The sequence below is a fragment of the Rothia sp. HMSC071C12 genome (assembly GCF_001813895.1).
Classification (GTDB): domain Bacteria; phylum Actinomycetota; class Actinomycetes; order Actinomycetales; family Micrococcaceae; genus Rothia; species Rothia mucilaginosa.
In genome coordinates, this window is record NZ_KV814374.1 from 290221 (window position 1) to 308393 (window position 18173).

An 18173-nucleotide genomic window follows, 5' to 3' on the forward strand; every position below is an offset into this window, starting at 1 on the left:
GGACACCCCCCCGTACAATAGACACACAAGATGTATTTATGACGTATAGCACCTATAAGAATGCATGTAAAAGAGCTTATGGATTAAAGGGCGGTGCCCCGGAAGAATGACCTTCCGGGGCACTGCCCTTTAGCTATCTCAAAGACTTATTTCAGCCCGAAATATTGAGTTTAGAACTTCGTGCCGGTCAGACGCTCATACGCCTCAACGTAACGGGCACGAGTCTTCTCCACAACCTCCTCAGGCAGGTGCGGCACGTTATCCGAACCGTCCCAACCCGCCTCCGGGGAACGCAGCCAGTCACGCACGTACTGCTTATCAAAGCTCGGCTGAGCATGACCCGGCTCATACTGCTGAGCGTCCCAGAAACGCGAAGAATCCGGGGTCAGAACCTCATCACCCAGAGTGATCTCGCCGCGGTACGAATCAGTACCGAACTCCATTTTGGTATCCGCCAGAATAATGCCCTGCTCACGAGCAATCTTCTCCGCAGTGGTGTACAGGCTCAGGCTCAGCTCCTCCAGGCGCTCACCCACCGGCTGACCCACCTCAGCGTACAGCTCCTCACGGGTCACCAGCTCATCATGCTCACCCACCTCAGCCTTACCGGTCGGAGTGAAAATCGGGGTCTCCAGGCGGGAACCATCCACCAGACCCGCAGGCAACTTCACGCCAGCAATCTCACCGGTCTGGTTGTACACGGCCAAACCCGAACCGGTCAGGTAACCGCGCACAATGCACTCCACCGGGAACATGTTCAGGGAGCGGCAAATCATCGCGCGACCAGCCACAACATCCGGAACGTCAGTGGACAGCACGTGGTTCGGAACCTGCTTAAGCTGCTCAAACCACCACAGGGACATCTGAGTCAGAATCTTGCCCTTATCCGGGATCTCGGTGGGCAGAATACGGTCAAAAGCGCTAATACGGTCCGAGGCAACAACCATGACCGAACCGGCACGTAGCTCAGCGTCATCATTGACGGTCAAGCCGGTAGCGTCAAAACGTTCCTCATTCGGAACGTACAGGTCGCGGACCTTGCCGGAATAAATGTGAGTCCAGCCCGGGATTTCCACGGGGTTAGAACGAGAAGTCATGAGAATTTCTCCTGATGAGGTGGTGTGATGTGGATGCAAAAAGTCTGTGTAATTACAATACCGCGACAGGCACGGCTCCCGATAGTGCCAATCAGTCATCAATACGGCACAATCTTGAGAGCCCAACCTACCCCGGTCGCCGCCGACAGCACCCCGATTGGGGAAAAGCCGAGACGGCAAGAAGCCAAGAAGTAAGAGGCAAAGGGGCAAGTGGCAAAGAAGCGACCGGCTCCCCCACCCTCAAGCGGGGAAGCCGGTCACCTTAGGTTTTAGCCGCGCGGGGCGGGAATGTGGATACGGTTCTCCACAGCCTTCAGCGCGATATCGGTGCGGTACTGCGCGCCAGCCCAAGAGATAGCGCGAACGCCCTCGTAGGCGGCGTCGCGGGCGGCGCCCAGGTTCTCACCGAGCGCCACGACGGCCAGCACGCGGCCGCCGGCGGTGTGGATTTCCTCGCCGGAAACCACGGTGCCCGCGTGAATCACGTGCACGCCCTCCAGGGCGTTCGCCTCATCCAGACCGGAGATGACGTCACCCTTGCGGGGAGTGTCAGGGTAGTTCTCAGCAGCCATAACCACGTCAACTGCGGTGCGGGGATCCCAATCCAGCTCGGTACCCTCAGAAATTTCACCGCGAGCAGCCGCACGCAGCAGCTGACCCAGCGGGGTGCGCAGACGCGCCAGAACCGCCTGGGTTTCCGGGTCGCCAAAGCGGGCGTTGAACTCGATAACGCGCACGCCGCGGCTGGTCACAGCCAGGCCGCAGAAGAGCACACCCACGAACGGGGTGCCGCGCTCAGCCATACGAGCCACGGTCGGGCGGGCAACCTTCTCCACGACCTCCTGCACGAAGCCCTCGGGCAGCCAGGGAAGCGGGGTGTAGGCGCCCATACCGCCGGTATTCGGGCCCTCATCGTTGTCAAAAATGCGCTTGAAGTCCTGAGCCGGGGACAGCGGCAGAACGTTCTTACCGTCAGAAATGACGAAGAGGGACACCTCGGGGCCGTCCAGGAACTCTTCGATGACCACGGTACCGCCAGCGTTGAAGCAAGCCTGGGCGTGCTCCAGTGCTGCGGTGCGGTCCTCGGTCACCACAACGCCCTTACCTGCTGCCAGGCCGTCGTCCTTCACCACATAGGGTGCACCGAACTCGTCCAGGGCAGCCTGCGCCTCAGCAGCATTCGTTGCCACGTAAGCGCGGGCAGTCGGCACGGAAGCCTCTTCCATGACCTGCTTAGCGAAAGCCTTAGAACCCTCCAGCTGAGCGGCAGCTGCGGAGGGGCCGAAAACATCAAAACCCGCCTCACGCAGTGCGTCAGAAACACCGGCGACCAGCGGCGCCTCCGGGCCAATAACGACCAGGTCGGCGTTCAGTTCGCGTGCCAGGGCGGTTGCCTGGGCGGGGTCATTCGCATCAATTGCATGGACGGGAACATCCTGGGCAATGCCGGCGTTGCCGGGGGCGCTGTGCACCTCGGTTACCTCAGGGTCGCGCAGAAGCGCTCGAATAATTGCGTGTTCGCGGCCGCCGGGGCCCAGTACCAAAACCTTCATGCTATTCAGGGTACCCGGTATCACTCTAAAAACGTGAGCTGGGCTCACTAAAAATGCGGCTCTTCTCATGTAGCGGCACATTCGTAAGAATGCACGCTAGAGAAGAGCCGCACAGCGCGGTAACCGAAGCTACCGAATCAAGCTAAAAGCACTAGATGAGGGCGGTAATGGCAGCCACACCACCGAAGACAATACCCGGGAGGTTCGCGATGATAATCGGAACATCCTTCTTGGGGCGCCACAGACCGTACAGAACCCACAGGGTGCAGTTCACCGCAGCGACCAGCGGCTGGATCCAGTCACCCTTGTGACCGTTCAGGTTACCGATAATCTGCGGGAAGTAGAAGACATACATGAGCACTGCGGTCACAGAAGCAACGCGAGCCAGGATGGGGAAGAACTTTGCGTGGAATTCAGAATCCACGCCCACGCCACCCTTGGGGGAGACGTTCTGTGCGGAGGTGTTTGCGGAGGTGTTGTTCTGCTCTGCCATGGATGTACTCCTTTACATGGTTTGCCGCTCACCAATCAAGAGTGAGTTGAGGGGTAAGGGGCATTAAGCGATGCATACTCGTACCGGGTCACGTCTAACTAGTTTCGCCTAGATATAGAGGCCCCGGGACTGCATCAATTGCGTACTGGATACATTACGCCCGTTCTCAGACTGCATATTGGGGCATGTCAGAGATGATGAACCGTGGATACACTCATAGCTCATCGATTGACGGGGTGGGGTTTTGCTCATCTGCCGCTGCCTTGGTCATCGCCATGTTCATGAGGCGGTACGTCGAGGCGCCAGAATGGTTCGTCGGGCGTCAATCGTGGTCGGTCCTATGCGGTGCTGGGTTTTTCGGTTCGTGCGGGCTGCGCCTCGCTCACTTACCTTAGTCTTACCCGTTGCGCTTGAGCACACTTCAATTATAAAAATGAATTACTCATAGCTTCAACTCGCAGTAAACGTGAATCTCTTCACAGGGCTCTCCCTCGACGGTGCCAGCCCATCCTAGCTCCGCGCCACCAGAGACAAATAGGGTCAAGCCGCACGCCCCGTTTAAACTAGAAGAATGACCAACAGCACCACCCCACAGGCAACCACTCACACCACCGACCACAGCAGCACCTTCGACGTAGAACTCGCGCAGCTCACCCGCAACAACTTCATTGAGGCACGCCACCGCGGCCGCCTCATCCTGCTGGGCCCCGACGGCGAAGTACAGCTTGCCCTCGGCGACATTCACGAGCCCTTCTACCTGCGCTCCGCCGCCAAGCCGCTGCAGGCCATCGGATCCATGAAGGCGGGCGCACCCCTGCGCGGCTCCCAGGTCGCCATCGCCTGCGGCTCGCATCGAGGCACCTTCGAGCAGATGCGCGCCGTGCAGGACGTACTCACCCAGGGCAGCACCGAAGCCAACCCGCTCACCCCGGCAAACCTGGCGCTCAAGCCCACGCTCCCCTCCGACAAGCAGGCACGCCAGGCAATGGTTCAGGCGAACCTTGCCGCTACTGCCCTGGCGCACCCCTGCTCCGGCAAGCACGCCGCATTCCTGTGGGCGTGCACCGCCAAGCTTGAGCGCGGCGACCTCGAAGAGGGCTCGCAGGACTGGACTCTGCACAACTACCTCGACCCCGCCCACCCGCTGCAGCAGGTCATCACCGAAGAAATTGAGGCGTTCACCGGCGAGCCCGTAGCCGCTATCGGCGTTGATGGCTGCGGTGCGCCCGTGCACGCCGTCTCCCTGGCCGGTGCCGCACGCGCCTACTCGACCCTGGGTGCGGCAATCCGCAACCTCGGCGCGGATGCGCGCGCCTCCACGGTCGCGACCGCCATGGTGGATTACCCCGAGCTGATTCAGGCACCCGGCTCCCCCGACACCGTGCTCAGCGAAGAACTGGACGCGATCGTCAAGGGCGGTGCGGAGGGCGTGCTCTGCATTGGTCTGCGTTCGGGCGCATCCGTGGTGGTGAAGATGAGCGACGGTTCGCACCGCGCCATGTACGCCGTGGCTCTGCGTGCTCTCGCCGCTGGCGGCTACCTGAGCGCCGAGGAATGCGAGCGCCTACTCGCGCTGGTGGTTCACCCGGTGACCGGCGGCTACGTGGACGGCAAGCCGGTTGAGGTGGGCGAGCTGCGTGTGTATGAGGAGCTTTTCACCCGCGAGGGTCTGGTTCCCGGCGCCCCGGAAGAGGACTAATCGTGGCGATTCGACGTAAAACTTCCGAAGCAGACGGCATGGCGGCGGTACGCGAAGTGCGTGCTTTCTTTGAGGCGCAGCGTGCGGCAGCCGGCGAGCCTGCAGATGTGCATGCCCAAGGCGAGTACCTGCTGAACAGCGCCGAGGTGGAGCAGGCGTTTGCCGCGCTCCCCCGCTCGGTGCGTGCGACCTTTGTGCGCTTCACCTTGGAGGAGCTGGCAACCCTCGCCCCCGGCAATAGTGTGGAGGTGCGTGTACCCCCGCTGGGTGTGACTCAGTGTATTGCTGGCCCCCGCCATACGCGCGGCACTCCCCCGTCCGTTGTGGAGGCGCGTCCGCTCGTGTGGGCGGCGCTGGTTCTGGGTGCCTGTTCGTGGGCGCAGGCGGTGAGTGCCGGTGCGCTGGATGCGTCGGGTGAGCGTAGTGACCTTTCGGGTTTGTTGCCGCTCTTCTAGAATTCGCTACGAGCTCACAGGTCCACGCAGTTTTCGTGATTTGGCGTGTTTGGTGCCTGTTCTAGTGGTCCATCCTGAGGTATTTAGCGTATCCTTCACCACGTCTACATTGAAACCCGGTACACTTTTAAAGGTCTGGTGTATGCTACCGCACACACAGGCAGGTGCGAGTACAGAAACACACGTCCGTCTTGCGCCTGCGCAGACGCATCCGCAGTCCCAACGTCGAAAAGAAGTGAATTGATTCGTCCCGACGGAAAACTCACTCACGACCTCGATCCGATTGACCACGGCCCCAAGGACGCCTGCGGCGTCTTCGGCGTGTGGGCACCCGGCGAGGACGTGGCAAAGCTAACCTACTACGGTCTGTACGCACTCCAGCACCGCGGCCAGGAATCAGCAGGTATCGCAACCAGTAACGGCAAACGCATCCACGTGTACAAAGATATGGGACTCGTCTCCCAGGTCTTTGACGAAGCCACCCTCAGCTCCATGCCCGGCGACCACGCTATCGGCCACGCCCGATACTCCACCACCGGCGCATCCCACTGGGCTAACGCACAACCCACCCTCGGTACCACCCCGCACGGCACGCTCTGTCTGGCGCACAACGGTAACCTCACCAATTCCGCTGACCTTTACGACCGTATCCTCGAAAAGAACGGCGGCAAGCCCCCCAAGCACGGTGAGCTTGCTCAGGGTAACACCACCGACACCGCACTCGTTACGGCTCTACTGGCAGAGCATGACTTCGATTCCCTTGAAGAAGCAGCGCTCGACCTGTTGCCGACCCTGCGCGGTGCTTTCTGCCTCACCTTCATGGATGAGAACACTCTCTACGCCGCACGCGACCCGCAGGGTGTACGCCCCCTCGTACTCGGTCGCCTGGAGCGCGGCTGGGTTGTCGCATCCGAAACCGCGGCACTTGATATTGTCGGCGCATCCTACGTGCGTGAAGTGGAGCCCGGCGAATTCCTCACCATTGACGAGAACGGTCTGCGTTCCCAGCGTTTCGCAGAAGCTAAGCCCGCCGGTTGCGTCTTCGAGTACGTCTACCTCGCACGCCCGGACACCACCATCTCCGGCCGTAGCGTCTACGAATCCCGCGTAGAAATGGGCCGTCAGCTCGCCCGCGAACACGCTGTTGAAGCTGACCTGGTCATGCCCACCCCCGAATCCGGTGTTCCGGCTGCTATTGGTTACGCCGAAGAGTCCGGCATCCCCTACGGTAACGGCCTGGTCAAGAACGCCTACGTGGGCCGAACCTTCATTCAGCCCTCGCAGACTATCCGCCAGCTCGGTATCCGCCTGAAGCTGAACCCGCTGAAGTCCGTGGTTGCCGGTAAGCGCCTCGTCGTCATTGACGACTCCATTGTTCGCGGTAACACTCAGCGTGCCCTCGTGCGTATGCTCCGCGAAGCTGGCGCGAAGGAAGTGCACGTGCGCATCTCCTCCCCGCCCGTGAAGTGGCCCTGCTTCTACGGTATTGACTTCGCCTCCCGCGCGGAGCTGATCGCTAACGGCCTGTCCGTGGACGAAATCGCTTCCTCCCTGGGTGCCGATTCTCTCGGCTTCATCTCCCAGGACGGCATGATGGCAGCCACCGAGCAGCCCGCCGAAAACATGTGCACCGCATGCTTCACCGGCAAATACCCGATCGAGCTGCCGAGCGAGGAACGACGCGGCAAGTCCCTCTTCGACGCTGGAGAAAAGGGCAAGGGCGGACCCCTCGCCGGCAAGGCAGCTGAGGTGACCGTGGAGCGCCCCGTCCCCTCCAAGCCTGAGCACGCCGAGGCAGTCTCCATTGAAACCCGCGAAGGAACCGAAACTCTCGAAACGAAGTTCGACCCTTCCGCAGTACAGGTTGCCGCAGACGATGCCGGTATGGGCATGTGCAACCCCGGCCCCGACGCCGACCTCGAGGCATTGCTCACCGAGCAGGACCGCATCCCCGCAAACTCCTCCGCTACCGCTACCCCGAAGGAATCCTAATGAGCGAGAACACCACCACCGTAACCTACGCGAGCGCAGGTGTTGACGTAGAGGCTGGCGATCGCGCCGTTGAGCTGATGAAGGGCGCTATCAAGGCGACCCACAACTCCTCCGTCGTTGGTGGCGTGGGCGGCTTCGCGGGCCTGTACGATGTCTCCGAGCTCGTCAAGTACCGCAAGCCCTACCTGGCTACCTCCACCGACGGTGTGGGCACCAAGGTCGCTATTGCGCAGGCACTCGATATTCACGACACCATCGGCTACGACCTGGTCGGCATGGTCGTGGACGACATCGTGGTCTGCGGCGCTAAGCCGCTGTTCATGACCGACTACATTGCCACCGGCAAGGTCGTTCCCGAGCGTATCGCTGACATTGTGCGCGGTATCGCTGGCGCATGTGCACAGGCTGGCACCGCCCTGGTTGGCGGCGAAACCGCTGAGCACCCCGGCCTGCTGGCCGAGGATGAGTACGATGTCGCCGGTGCCGCAACCGGTCTGGTTGAAGCGGACGAGCTGCTCGGCCCGGACCGCGTGCGCGAGGGTGACGTGCTGATCGCTATGGCGTCCTCCGGTATTCACTCCAACGGCTACTCCCTGGTCCGCAAGGTCCTGAACGTAGCCGGCTGGGGCCTGGAGCGCCAGGTGGACGAGCTGGGTCGCACCATCGGTGAGGAGCTACTCGAGCCCACCCGCGTGTACGCTGCAGACTGCCTGGACCTGGCGGCAGCATTCCCCGTCAACGGCGAAGACGGCACCACCGGCAGCGGTGTACGCGGCTTCTCCCACGTGACCGGCGGCGGCCTGGCTGCTAACCTGGCTCGCGTTCTGCCTCAGGGCCTGGAGGGTCGCGTGGACCGCTCCACCTGGCAGATTCCCGCCATCTTCTCCCTGATCGGTTCGCTGGGCAACGTGCCCCTTGCCGACCTGGAACGCACCCTGAACCTGGGCGTGGGCATGATCGCTATCGTTGACCCCTCCGTGGCTGAGGCTGCTACCAAGCGCCTGAACGACCGCGGTATCCCCTCCTGGATTATGGGTGACGTTGTTGCCGCCGGTGAGCCCGAGGCTAACAACCCCGATTACGTTCAGGGCGCTAAGGGCGTGGACGGCGGCGCGGTTCGCCTACTGGGCTCCTACGCTTCCTAAGGACGCTTTCTCCAGTAGGTAGCGAGCGCCAGCGTGCTGGTGTTGATGATTCTATAGACCGGGGCGGTCACCGATGCGGTGGCCGCCCCGGTCTGTGTGTCTACCGGAGGTGCGTGCTGTCCAGCGTATTGATGCCAGCTTTTTATTTATTTTCACGCGCATTTCAGGCTATTTTTATTTTTTGCTATCAACTGCATTTTTAATGCATTCTAGTGCTTACACCACAGTGTTAAAACATTTATTTCTCTCCCCTGTCAGCAAGAGGTACCGCATATCCTGCCTCGCACATTCCAACCCTCAAGCTTTACTTACATAAACTCTCAATCATTGGGCGCTATTCAGCCTCCAGAGGTTGATTTTCTGCACATTAACCCGTGAAAAGCACCTCAAAAATCCCTCAAGTTCACCTTGAAGTGATACCTTAGAAATGTACGTTGCACACCGTCCAAAAAGGGTTCTTTCGGTACGAAAAAGGGTCTACAAAACACTATTCCCTCACCCCATTCATTACTTCAGCGCGCCCAAAAACAGGCCCCTTTGCCGCCCCGCAAAAACCCTATGCGCACCTCGTGCACCTACAGACGGAAACACCAGTACACATCACACAGTTCGCATACCACCTACATCAGGAGAACCAGATGAGGCTTCCATACATCGGTGCGCAGCGCACCGAAACACCTCCTCGCCCCCGCATCGATAACCACTGCATCGATAACCACTGCATCGATAACCGCCGCCGCAAGCGCCCCGCACGCGCAGCACTGAGCCTGCTCGCCGCCGGCGTCATCCTCTTCGGAGGCGACCTACCCGCCGTCCTCGCGCAGGGGCCCAGCGACGAAGCCATCCTGGCAGCAGCTCAGGCAGCGCCCCAGATTGAAGGGCCCGTCAGCCCCCTCACCCTCACACGCAACGGCGTAACACGCCCCACCACCCCCACCGCGGCGGCACCCGGCACGCTCCCCCAGCAGAACTTCGACCGATTCATCGTCACCTACACCCAGGAAGCCAAGCAGCGCAAAATGCTGCGCGACGGCGAGTGGGATGCAGTCCGCGGCATCGTTGACGACATCATGGACACCGTCGACGTCGTCAGCGAAGCACTGAACGTCGACACCAAGTTCCTGCACAACACCTCCACCGATGACGCCGTCATCCAGACCTCCAAAACCCTCAACAAAAACGAGGCGAAGGAGTTCATGGCGAAGGTCGCCTCCGACCCGGACGTAGCCTCCGTCGAGCCCGACTACATCAACTACCCCGCCGCAGAGGGCGACATCACCTTCCAGTTCAACGACCCGCAGTACAGCAAGCAGTGGAACCTCACCAACCCCACCACCGGCGTTCAGAACACCGGTAACGCGCGCCTGCGCCGCGGCGCAAACGTGAAGGTCGCCGTACTTGACACCGGCTACGTGCCGCACCCCGACCTGGTTACCGGCATGGCGAACGGCTACGACTTCGTCAGCGACCCGCTCAGCGCCCGCGACGGCGACGGCCGCGACCCCAACCCCAGGGATGAAGGCGACTACGCACCCTACAACCTTTGCAAGGACCAGGCGAACGCCCACACCTCCACCTGGCACGGCACCAGCGTTGCTGGCATTATCGGTGCCCGAGGCAATAACCGCATGGGCATCGTCGGCGTTGCCGACCTCGCCCGCGTGCAGCCCGTGCGCGTACTGGGCCGATGCGGTGGCCGCACCTCAGACATTGCCGACGCCATCATCTGGGCTGCTGGCGGACACGTTGACGGAGTACCGGACAACGCCTCCCCCGCCAAGATTATCAATATGTCCATCGGCACCGTAACCACGTGCCCCGCCGCGTACCAGCGCGCCATCAACATTGCACGCTCCAAGGGCGCAATCGTGGTCGCCGCGGCAGGTAACGGCAACACGGAGGCGTCCAAGTACGCGCCCGCCAACTGCATGGGCGTCATCACGGTTGGTGCAACCACCAAGGCTGGCACGCGAGCATCATTCTCGAACTACGGCACGAGGGTTAACATCTCGGCACCGGGTGAAAACATCCTCACCCTGTCCATGAACAGCCTCGACCGCCCTGATAACACTAAGTTCAGCTACGACTATGAGAGCGGCACCTCCATGTCGGCACCGCACGTCTCCGCTCTGCTGGCGCAGCAGCTGGTCAACGGCACCTCCATGACCACCAAGCAGGTCGAGGAGGCGTTCACCCTCGCGGGGGGAAACCGCATCAAGTGCGATAAGTATTTCTGCAGCCGAGGTATTATCAACAGCTTCAACCTGGCTAAAAAGGCTGGAAACCTGGACGCGAACGGCAGGGTGACCTACCTGCGACCGCGCAAGACCATCAAGGTAATCTCTAAGGGACTGAGCGCAGGCGCATCTAACACTAAGATTGCCGATAGAGCCGCCACCGACGAGGCAGCCGAAGCAACCGCAGAAGCTCTCACGGCAGGAGCCAACGGCGAGAGCCTCACCGGTGACTACGACCGGATTCCCGGCGCTCCCGCCATGGAAATCCCCGAAGATGCCCAGGTCTACGACCTGAACGGTGACGCCGAACCCATCGCCCAGGACGAACCGCTGGTCACCAACCCCGCGCAGAAGCCCCGCGAGGTCAATGAACAATAAGCTATCTGCTACCGACACCCCATCAGGCCCAGTCGACAGCGCATAGTAAAAGCCCCCGCTGAGAGAACTCATCGGGGGCTTTTCGTATCTAAAACGAGTTTTGACTAGCGGCGGTTACCGGTCGCAAAGCCCAGGTAGCCAGTGTTCGGGTATGCACTGCTCGGGTAACTGCTGTTCGGGTAGGTGTTCGCGGATGCACCGTACCAGGAGCGGTAACGCGGAGTGTGGCCGTGACGCGGACGCGACGGGTAGGAGGGGCGGGTCACCGGGCGGGACGGGCGGGTCACCGGACGGCTAGCCTTAGGCGCGGGGGTCACCTTCGGTGCAGGGGTTGCCTTAGGTGCGGGGGCCTGCTGACGCTTAGCATCCTCCTCAGCCTTCTTGCGTGCCGCCTCTTCAGCCGCCTTCTTGCGTGCGGCTTCCTCCTCAGCCTTCTTGCGTGCCGCCTCAGCCGCAGCGGCATCGGCAGCCTCACGGTCGGAGCGGACCTGCTGAACCGCACGCGCCGCATTCACGATACCGGAACCGCACGCGGACTGGTCGCACTCAACACCCTGAGAGGTGGACTGCAGAACCTTCTTCGCCTGAGCGTAAGTGAGCTTCGGGTCGACCGCCTTCATGAGCGCCACAATACCGGCAACATGCGGTGCCGCCATGGAAGTGCCCTGGTACTCGGCGTAGTCAGCCTTACCCGGAGCGGTCTTACCAGCGTTCAGGGTGGAGAGAATACCGCCACCCCAGTAGCTGCGGTCGCCACCGGGCGCGCTCACGTCCACGCGGGAGCCGTAGTTGGAGAAGTAGGAGCGCTTGCCGTTCTTATCGGTTGCGCCCACGGTGATGACGTCCTCGCAGTTGCCGGGGCTGGACTTCGAGGCGTCAAAGTTGTTGTTACCGGCTGCGACGACCACGATGGAGCCGCGCTTATTCGCCTGAGCAATCGCCTGGCGGTACGGGGTGGTGCAGGTGCCCTCGCTACCGATGGACATGTTAATGACCTGGGCGGGGTTCTGGTTTGCGGGAACGCCGCGCACGCTACCACCGGCAGCCCAAATAATGCCGTCGGTGATGTCCGAGTCGAAGCCACCGCAGGCGCCCAGAACGCGCACGGGCACGATCTTCGCTTCGGGTGCCACGCCGGCAATGCCCTCGTTGTTATTCGCGATAGCGGCAATAGTGCCCGCCACGTGGGTGCCGTGCCAGTCGGAGGCGGTCGCCTTCGAACCGGTGAAGCACTGGTTATCTACGGTCCAGTTGCCGGCGTCGGTCGGGTCGGAGTCGCGGCCGTCGCCGTCATTGGAGAACGCCGATTCGGCAATGAAGTCGTAGCCGGGCAGCACGTTAGCGTCCAGGTCCGGGTGGGCGGTAATGCCGGAGTCCAGCACCGCCACGGTCACGCCCTTGCCGCGGGTGGTGCCCCACGCCTCCAGAGCGGAGACGCCCTTCTCGCCGGTGAGGGACCACATGCGGTTCATCTTCGGGTCGTTAATCTTGACGGTCTCCGAGGTGTTGTCCACGGTGGCGTAGCGGCGCATATCCGGCGACACGGAGGCAACCTTGGAGTTCGCGCTCAGGGCGTTCATGTACTGCTGCGCCTGGGCGGGGGTGAGCTCCGCGGAGGTGGTGACCACGCTGGCATCCAGCGCGGTGGAGCGGACGTAGCTGGTCTTAATGTTCAGCAGCTCGTCGATGCTCTGCACGTCGGAGGTGATGCCCGCGTAGAGTGCGTCGCTCCAGGTTGCCTGCTGGGTGCCGGCGGCGGCGGACCAGTCAATCTGGTCTGCGGTGGCGTCGGTGGAGGCGGCGTTCTTCGCGTCCTCGGTGTAGGTGATGATGAAGCGGTTGTACGCCACGGGCGCGGACTGGGTTGCCTGTGCGGTGTTAGAAATCTGTGCAGTGTTGGAGGTCTGCGCGGCGTTAGAAGCCTGTGCCGCCGTAGATGCCTGGGGTGCCTTGGGCTGGGTAGCCTGCGCGGTGGGTGCCGCTACGGCGGGGATCACGCTTGCCGAGAGCAGGCAGGTTGCGGTGACGAAGCTCAGCAGGGAACGCTGTGAGGAGCGTGCCTGCCAGGGGCGAGCAATGCGAAGCATGGACGTCCTTGAGGTGAGTGGTACCGGGTGCGCACGATACGGCGTAGCGTTGCCGATTCGAGTTGAGGGCGCGGGGTCGGTACGAGTGAATACGGAAGAGTGAGGTGTTGGTGCGTATTGTGGGCTGTGAAGTGGTTCCACAATGCGCATGCACGGGTACGCACCGTGAGATACTCTAGCACCCTTTCGGGTTACTTTATGAATAAAATAACCTTTGTGATGCAGATCATTTTATGCAAAGATGAGCAAAATTTAAATCTTCACTTTAAGGCGCCAGAATACCTCGACTAGGCATTTCTTTATCTGCATTTACATGAAGGAAAAATCTCATTATTTACGCCACACTATCGAGCTTTAGCCGCTATATACCTGGAAAAAGGTGCTAGGATAGCGATATCTCACCACATAAACTACTTCCGAAGAACTCCCACACGGGGGTTTTAGAGAAAAATACACATCAATGCAGTGATGTGCATTTTCTTTTTCTATTCGCTCCTCACAAGCAAATACACAAAAGAATGCAGATATTTTCTCGAAGGTGCATTTATGTGGGTGAATAACCAACCCGCTTGCCGCTTCCGGCACTCACATACGCAAAGGACCCCGATGTCTTTTACCACTCACCCCTCAGCACGCGATGTCGCACGCACCGCTCTGAGCCTGGGCACCGCCGCAGCACTCGTCACGACCCTGGGCGCCCCCGCATCCTTCGCGGCACCCGCCAAGGCTAACGGAGCCGAGCGCGCCAAGGCGCACACCACCATTTCCTCCCTCAGCTCCTCACAGCAGAAGGCAGGCTTCAACCGCTTCGTCATCACCTACACCGATAGCGCGCTGAACGCCGGGGGCGTCAACTGGGCAAGCCCCGCAGGCACCCAGGTCGCCACCTGGAGCGACGCCCTCTACCAGGGTCTCACCTCCGAGGTAAAGAGCGTCGATGACCTCTTCAAAATCAAGACCAGCTACGTACGCACCACCGCTCAGAAGGCAACCGTGGTGACTCTCTCCTCCAAGCTCACCGCGGAGCAGGCAGAGAAGTACATGGCGGCGCTGAGCTCTAACCCCTCCGTCGCGTCGGTTGAGCCCGACCTGCTGCGCCGCTCCAACGCACGCACCCGTACCGCCGCAAACTCCAAGGTCGCTCAGGTAGCCCAGGCTGCCCAGGCGTCGAACCAGGTTGTGGCGCCGAACGACACCCTCTACCCGCAGCAGTGGAACCTGCACGGCACCAAGGGTCTGGCTACCCCCGAAGCGTGGAAGACCGCCCAGGGCGCTGGCGTGACCGTTGCCGTGATTGACTCCGGCATCGTCAAGCACCCCGACCTGGACGCTAACGTTCTGCCCGGCTACGACTTCATCACCGAGCCCTCCATCGCACGCGACGGTAACGGCCGCGACTCCGACCCGACCGACCAGGGCAACTGGGAAGAAGCGGGCGTCTGCGATGCCTACTCTGAGGCAAGCGAGTCGAACTGGCACGGCACCCACGTTGCAGGATCCATCGCGGCGATTATGAACAATAAGCGCGGTATCGTCGGCGTGGCGCCCTCCACCAAGATTCTGCCGGTGCGTGCCCTGGGCATGTGCGGCGGCTACGACTCCGACATTGCGGATGCAATGGTTTGGGCAGCCGGCGGCACCGTTGAGGGCGTTCCCGCGAACTCCAACCCCGCCAAGATCATTAACCTCTCCCTCGGTGGCGAGGGCACCTGCCCCGCTACCTACTCCAAGGCTATTGCTGAGGTGAACAAGCGCGGCGCGATTCTCGTTGTCGCTGCCGGCAACGACGGTCAGGACACCTCCAAGGTTGCTCCGGCTAACTGTGGCGGTTCGATCGTGGTGGGTGCTACCGACCAGGACGGTAAGCGTAGCGACTTCTCCAACTACGGCAAGCTCGTTGATGTGAGCGCCCCCGGTAGCGGCATCATGTCCACCGTGGATCTGGGCACCACCGTGTCCACCGGCGCAGGCTACACCGAGTACGACGGCACCTCCATGGCTGCACCCCAGGTTGCTGGCGTGATTGCGCTGATGAAGTCGGTGGATCCCTCGCTGACCGCTGAGCGTGCAAAGCAGATTCTGAAGCAGAGCTCCAAGCCGCTCACCTGCGATGTGAACGCTTGCGGCTCCGGCATTGTGAACGCGGCGAGCGCGCTGGCTATGGTGCAGGGCAAGAAGGACCCGAACCCTGTTGCGAAGCCCTGGCCGAAGCGTGCACCCAAGCACCCGACCCGTGCGGCTCGTGTTGGCTACGTGACCAACCCGACCACTAACCACAACCCGCCGTTCCTGATTACTGCTCACGGCCTGATTCCCGGTCAGTAATCGGCATGTTGCCAGCTCGGAAGCCGGTGAGCCAATAGGCTTCTGAAGGATGCCACATACAAAAAGCCCCCGCTGACAACTCAGCGGGGGCTTTTCGTGAACAGAACGCTGCCGCTTTTGGTGCTGCAGCTTGCATCTCCCACCCACCCTCACGACTGACAGGTGGGAGAAGTTTGTAGGTAGCCCCTAGTGAACTAGTCCCTAGTGAACTAGCCGCTAGGGGCGTACCTGGGAGGCGCGCGCACCGGTACGGATACCGGCCGCCTCCATGCGAGCGGACTCGTAGCTCACCGCACGCAAGCCGGAAGAGGCGGCGATTGCTTGAGTCTTTTCTCGCGTATTTTCCTGACGCTGGGTGGGTAGAAAAACCCAGCGGCGCTGGACCGCGAAGCTGATCGAGATCAGAATCAGTTCGGTCAGGATCTTGGCGACCAGCAGGGACGCGCCCAGGCCGGTCAGGGTTTCCATCAGAGCCGCGTTGGCTGCGAGGATGCCCACCGCCAGCACGGTGTACCGTACCAGCGAGGAGGATGCCGAGGGGCGTGCGCCTCCGTCGTGCATGAGCATTCGGTTGACGGTGAAGTTCGTCAGCGCCGAGATGACGCGGGCACCGATCACGGCAGCCAGTAGCGGAACGCCCATACCCACCAGGACGAAGAGGGCGATAGCATCCACCAGGAAGCCGGTCAGGAACGACGAAGCCAGGAAGGCAAGCAGCGGTGCGTAAATGAGCGCTGAGTCCTGCAGAGGCCTAAAGTGGCTGGTCGGGTTGCCGGGCTCGTAGACCTTCACGATGGGTACCTGCACCAGCTCCACGTCTGCGCGGGTTGCGCGTAGCAGCATGGAGAACTCGTACTCGTACTTATCGCCGGGAATCTGCAGCAGCCAGTCCAGGATCTGCGGGGTGAAGCCGCGCAGACCGGTCTGGGTATCTGCCACGCGGGCACCGGTCGCCAGAGCGAAGAAGCCTACGGTTGCACTGTTGCCAATTTTGGAGCGCAGCGGCACCTTCGTGCCTTCTTCACCGGCGTTCGGGTCGGGCTTGGTACGCACGCCGAGGATGATGCTCCTCTGCCCTGCCGCCGCGGCGGTTTCGGTGCGCACACCCACACGGAAGATATCCCGAGGTAGGTGCTGGCCGTCCGCGTCGGCGGTGACGATGACCTCGCCGGGGCGGTTTGCTTTCGCCCAGGCGATGCCGGTGCGCAGTGCCGCACCCTTGCCCCTGTTGGCGGGGTGGGTCTGCACGGTCACGCCGTCGATGCGCAGTTCGGTAAAGATGGGTGCGTAGGCGCTACCGGATCCGTCGTCAATCACGAGGATTTCGGCGGCAGGGTCCTGTTTGCGCAGGGCCCGGGCAAGGCGGACCAGTGATTGGTCCGGCTTATAGGCGGGTATCAGGATAATCACGATGCGCTCCCTGCAATGTAGAGGATGTCGCTGGTGCCACGTTCCTTGGTGCCACCCTGCGGGCGGTTGACCAGCTTGTTGTTGAAGACCATGGCGGAGGAGCCACCACCGTCCAGGTTGTAGGCGCTCACGCAGCCGAGGTCCTTGAACATTTGGGCGAACTCGGGCATGGTCACGCCGCGCGAGTAGTTGGTGGAGCGGCCGTCGACCACGATGAAGACCAGGTGGTTGGTGCCGAGCACGCCCACACCGGTTCGCGGCTGGTTGCCCTGGATGGAGTGGTTACCGAAGTTGGTGTCCACTTCGACGCTGTCGATGCCGTCGACGATTACGGAGTCCTTGACCAGTGCGGGGCCGAAGGAGAGGGTGTTCCACACACCCTCGTTGACGAGGGTTTGGGCGTTGGTTGCGGTTTCGTCGTAGAGCTTGACGGAGCCGTCGCGGTAGAAGGCGAGGCCTTCACGTGCACCGGAGTCACGGTAGACAACACCGTTTCGGATCACGATGCCGGTGGTACGGAAGCCGTAGTAGTCGCCGTTGATCGCCCAGATGCCGTTGTGTTCGGACGCCATGTTCGAGGGGGTGTCGATGATGTTCTGGCCGAACTTGTTGTTGGCGAAGGCGCTTCGCAGCAGGGTTGCGTTGTCGAGCTTGATGTCTGCTACGAAGGAGACGACCGCGTCCGAGCCGCTGCCGGTGGTGGTGGAGGTGATGGTAATCGAGCCTTCGTTAGCGGTGAGGCTCTGGCCGTTGACCTTCACGCCGGTCAGTTCGGTGGGGTCTGCAGTGGCGGAGCCGGAGGCGCTTGCGTTTGCCTGGGCTGCTGCCGCCTCGTAGGCGGTGGTGTCTTCGATTTCGGTGTGCTCTGCCAGGTAGCGGTTGTACGCCCAGCCTGCGCCGCCGCCAACTACTGCGAGTGCGCCGAGGCCGCCGCCGATGAAAATTCGACGGGTGAGCTTCTTCTTGGCTAGCTTCTGCTCTGCAGCGGTTTGCGCTGCGTTAGCTTGTTCCGCTGCGGTCTGGGTGGCCTGGTCAATGTTCTGAGTCATGTTCTGTTCGTTGTTCATGTCTCTAGAATGCCGGGCTATTCTCTGTGCCAGGCATTACTAAGCTGTGCAGAAGCTATGTATGCTTATTCATTCCAGGCTTTTTTATTACTGCCTGTTCCGTATTACCAGAAGATGCTATACACACCCATGTATAAACATGTGTACTGGCTGTGTGTACCAAGCAGTTGAGCACCCACCGCATCCCCACTCCCCCACGCGCACGTGGCCACTCGAAGGCACGAAAAAACCGGCT

Annotated in this window: 12 protein-coding genes; 6 read left to right on the top strand and 6 right to left on the bottom strand. The window is 61.4% G+C overall.

Going from position 1 to position 18173, the window contains the following annotated elements; translation table 11 throughout:
• Window positions 1-170 precede the first annotated feature (170 nt).
• The 3 genes from HMPREF2942_RS06185 to HMPREF2942_RS09535 form a co-directional block, all read right to left on the bottom strand.
• Complete coding sequence (locus HMPREF2942_RS06185) at window positions 171-1097, bottom strand: phosphoribosylaminoimidazolesuccinocarboxamide synthase (RefSeq protein WP_049359538.1); 927 nt, start codon at window positions 1095-1097, stop codon at window positions 171-173.
• Between the two features lie 269 nt (window positions 1098-1366).
• Window positions 1367-2650 carry a phosphoribosylamine--glycine ligase gene (gene purD / locus HMPREF2942_RS06190; protein WP_049340963.1) on the bottom strand — a complete coding sequence of 428 codons (1284 nt, stop codon included), beginning with the start codon at window positions 2648-2650 and terminating at the stop codon, window positions 1367-1369.
• 151 nt (window positions 2651-2801) lie between these two features.
• Complete coding sequence (locus HMPREF2942_RS09535) at window positions 2802-3143, bottom strand: hypothetical protein (protein ID WP_171840176.1); 342 nt, start codon at window positions 3141-3143, stop codon at window positions 2802-2804.
• Between the two features lie 571 nt (window positions 3144-3714).
• Here HMPREF2942_RS09535 and HMPREF2942_RS06200 point away from each other — a divergent pair.
• The 5 genes from HMPREF2942_RS06200 to HMPREF2942_RS06220 all read left to right on the top strand — a co-directional run bounded on the left by HMPREF2942_RS06200 (window position 3715) and on the right by HMPREF2942_RS06220 (window position 11049).
• Window positions 3715-4842 (top strand): asparaginase, encoded by a 1128-nt coding sequence (locus HMPREF2942_RS06200; protein ID WP_070614833.1) that lies wholly within the window; start codon window positions 3715-3717, stop codon window positions 4840-4842.
• Window positions 4843-4880: 38 nt separating this feature from the next.
• Window positions 4881-5297: a sterol carrier family protein gene (locus HMPREF2942_RS06205; RefSeq protein WP_371325918.1), complete on the top strand. Its 417-nt coding sequence runs from the start codon at window positions 4881-4883 to the stop codon at window positions 5295-5297.
• Window positions 5298-5537: 240 nt separating this feature from the next.
• Window positions 5538-7289 (top strand): amidophosphoribosyltransferase, encoded by a 1752-nt coding sequence (gene purF / locus HMPREF2942_RS06210; protein WP_060824317.1) that lies wholly within the window; start codon window positions 5538-5540, stop codon window positions 7287-7289.
• Window positions 7289-8434, top strand: a complete 1146-nt coding sequence (gene purM, locus HMPREF2942_RS06215; protein ID WP_060824316.1) for a phosphoribosylformylglycinamidine cyclo-ligase — start codon at window positions 7289-7291, stop codon at window positions 8432-8434. Before purF ends, purM begins: the two co-directional genes overlap by 1 nt.
• Window positions 8435-9072: 638 nt before the next feature.
• A complete protein-coding gene (locus HMPREF2942_RS06220; protein WP_070688658.1) occupies window positions 9073-11049 on the top strand; it encodes a S8 family peptidase in 1977 nt (658 codons plus the stop codon).
• 104 nt (window positions 11050-11153) lie between these two features.
• Here HMPREF2942_RS06220 and HMPREF2942_RS06225 read toward each other — a convergent pair whose 3' ends face one another.
• Window positions 11154-13136, bottom strand: coding sequence for a S8 family peptidase (locus HMPREF2942_RS06225; protein ID WP_070688659.1), 1983 nt, complete (start codon window positions 13134-13136; stop codon window positions 11154-11156).
• A 606-nt stretch (window positions 13137-13742) separates the two neighbouring features.
• Here HMPREF2942_RS06225 and HMPREF2942_RS06230 point away from each other — a divergent pair.
• Entirely contained in the window at window positions 13743-15461 is a 1719-nt protein-coding gene (locus tag HMPREF2942_RS06230; RefSeq protein ID WP_070688660.1) for a S8 family peptidase, read from the top strand.
• A 216-nt stretch (window positions 15462-15677) separates the two neighbouring features.
• On the opposite strand, the gene HMPREF2942_RS06235 is transcribed toward HMPREF2942_RS06230, so the two are convergent.
• Window positions 15678-16871: a bifunctional glycosyltransferase family 2/GtrA family protein gene (locus tag HMPREF2942_RS06235; protein ID WP_070688661.1), complete on the bottom strand. Its 1194-nt coding sequence runs from the start codon at window positions 16869-16871 to the stop codon at window positions 15678-15680.
• Entirely contained in the window at window positions 16868-17938 is a 1071-nt protein-coding gene (locus HMPREF2942_RS06240; RefSeq protein WP_070688662.1) for a phosphodiester glycosidase family protein, read from the bottom strand. Before HMPREF2942_RS06240 ends, HMPREF2942_RS06235 begins: the two co-directional genes overlap by 4 nt.
• Between the last annotated feature and the right edge of the window lie 235 nt (window positions 17939-18173).

Bases quoted from the DNA above. Each gene is read 5' to 3' on its own strand.
- HMPREF2942_RS06185 (WP_049359538.1), bottom strand. From the start codon at position 1,097: ATGACTTCTCGTTCTAACCCCGTGGAAATCCCGGGCTGGACTCACATT.
- purD (WP_049340963.1), bottom strand. From the start codon at position 2,650: ATGAAGGTTTTGGTACTGGGCCCCGGCGGCCGCGAACACGCAATTATT.
- HMPREF2942_RS09535 (WP_171840176.1), bottom strand. From the start codon at position 3,143: ATGGCAGAGCAGAACAACACCTCCGCAAACACCTCCGCACAGAACGTC.
- HMPREF2942_RS06200 (WP_070614833.1), top strand. From the start codon at position 3,715: ATGACCAACAGCACCACCCCACAGGCAACCACTCACACCACCGACCAC.
- HMPREF2942_RS06205 (WP_371325918.1), top strand. From the start codon at position 4,881: ATGGCGGCGGTACGCGAAGTGCGTGCTTTCTTTGAGGCGCAGCGTGCG.
- purM (WP_060824316.1), top strand. From the start codon at position 7,289: ATGAGCGAGAACACCACCACCGTAACCTACGCGAGCGCAGGTGTTGAC.
- HMPREF2942_RS06220 (WP_070688658.1), top strand. From the start codon at position 9,073: ATGAGGCTTCCATACATCGGTGCGCAGCGCACCGAAACACCTCCTCGC.
- HMPREF2942_RS06225 (WP_070688659.1), bottom strand. From the start codon at position 13,136: ATGCTTCGCATTGCTCGCCCCTGGCAGGCACGCTCCTCACAGCGTTCC.
- HMPREF2942_RS06230 (WP_070688660.1), top strand. From the start codon at position 13,743: ATGTCTTTTACCACTCACCCCTCAGCACGCGATGTCGCACGCACCGCT.
- HMPREF2942_RS06240 (WP_070688662.1), bottom strand. From the start codon at position 17,938: ATGAACAACGAACAGAACATGACTCAGAACATTGACCAGGCCACCCAG.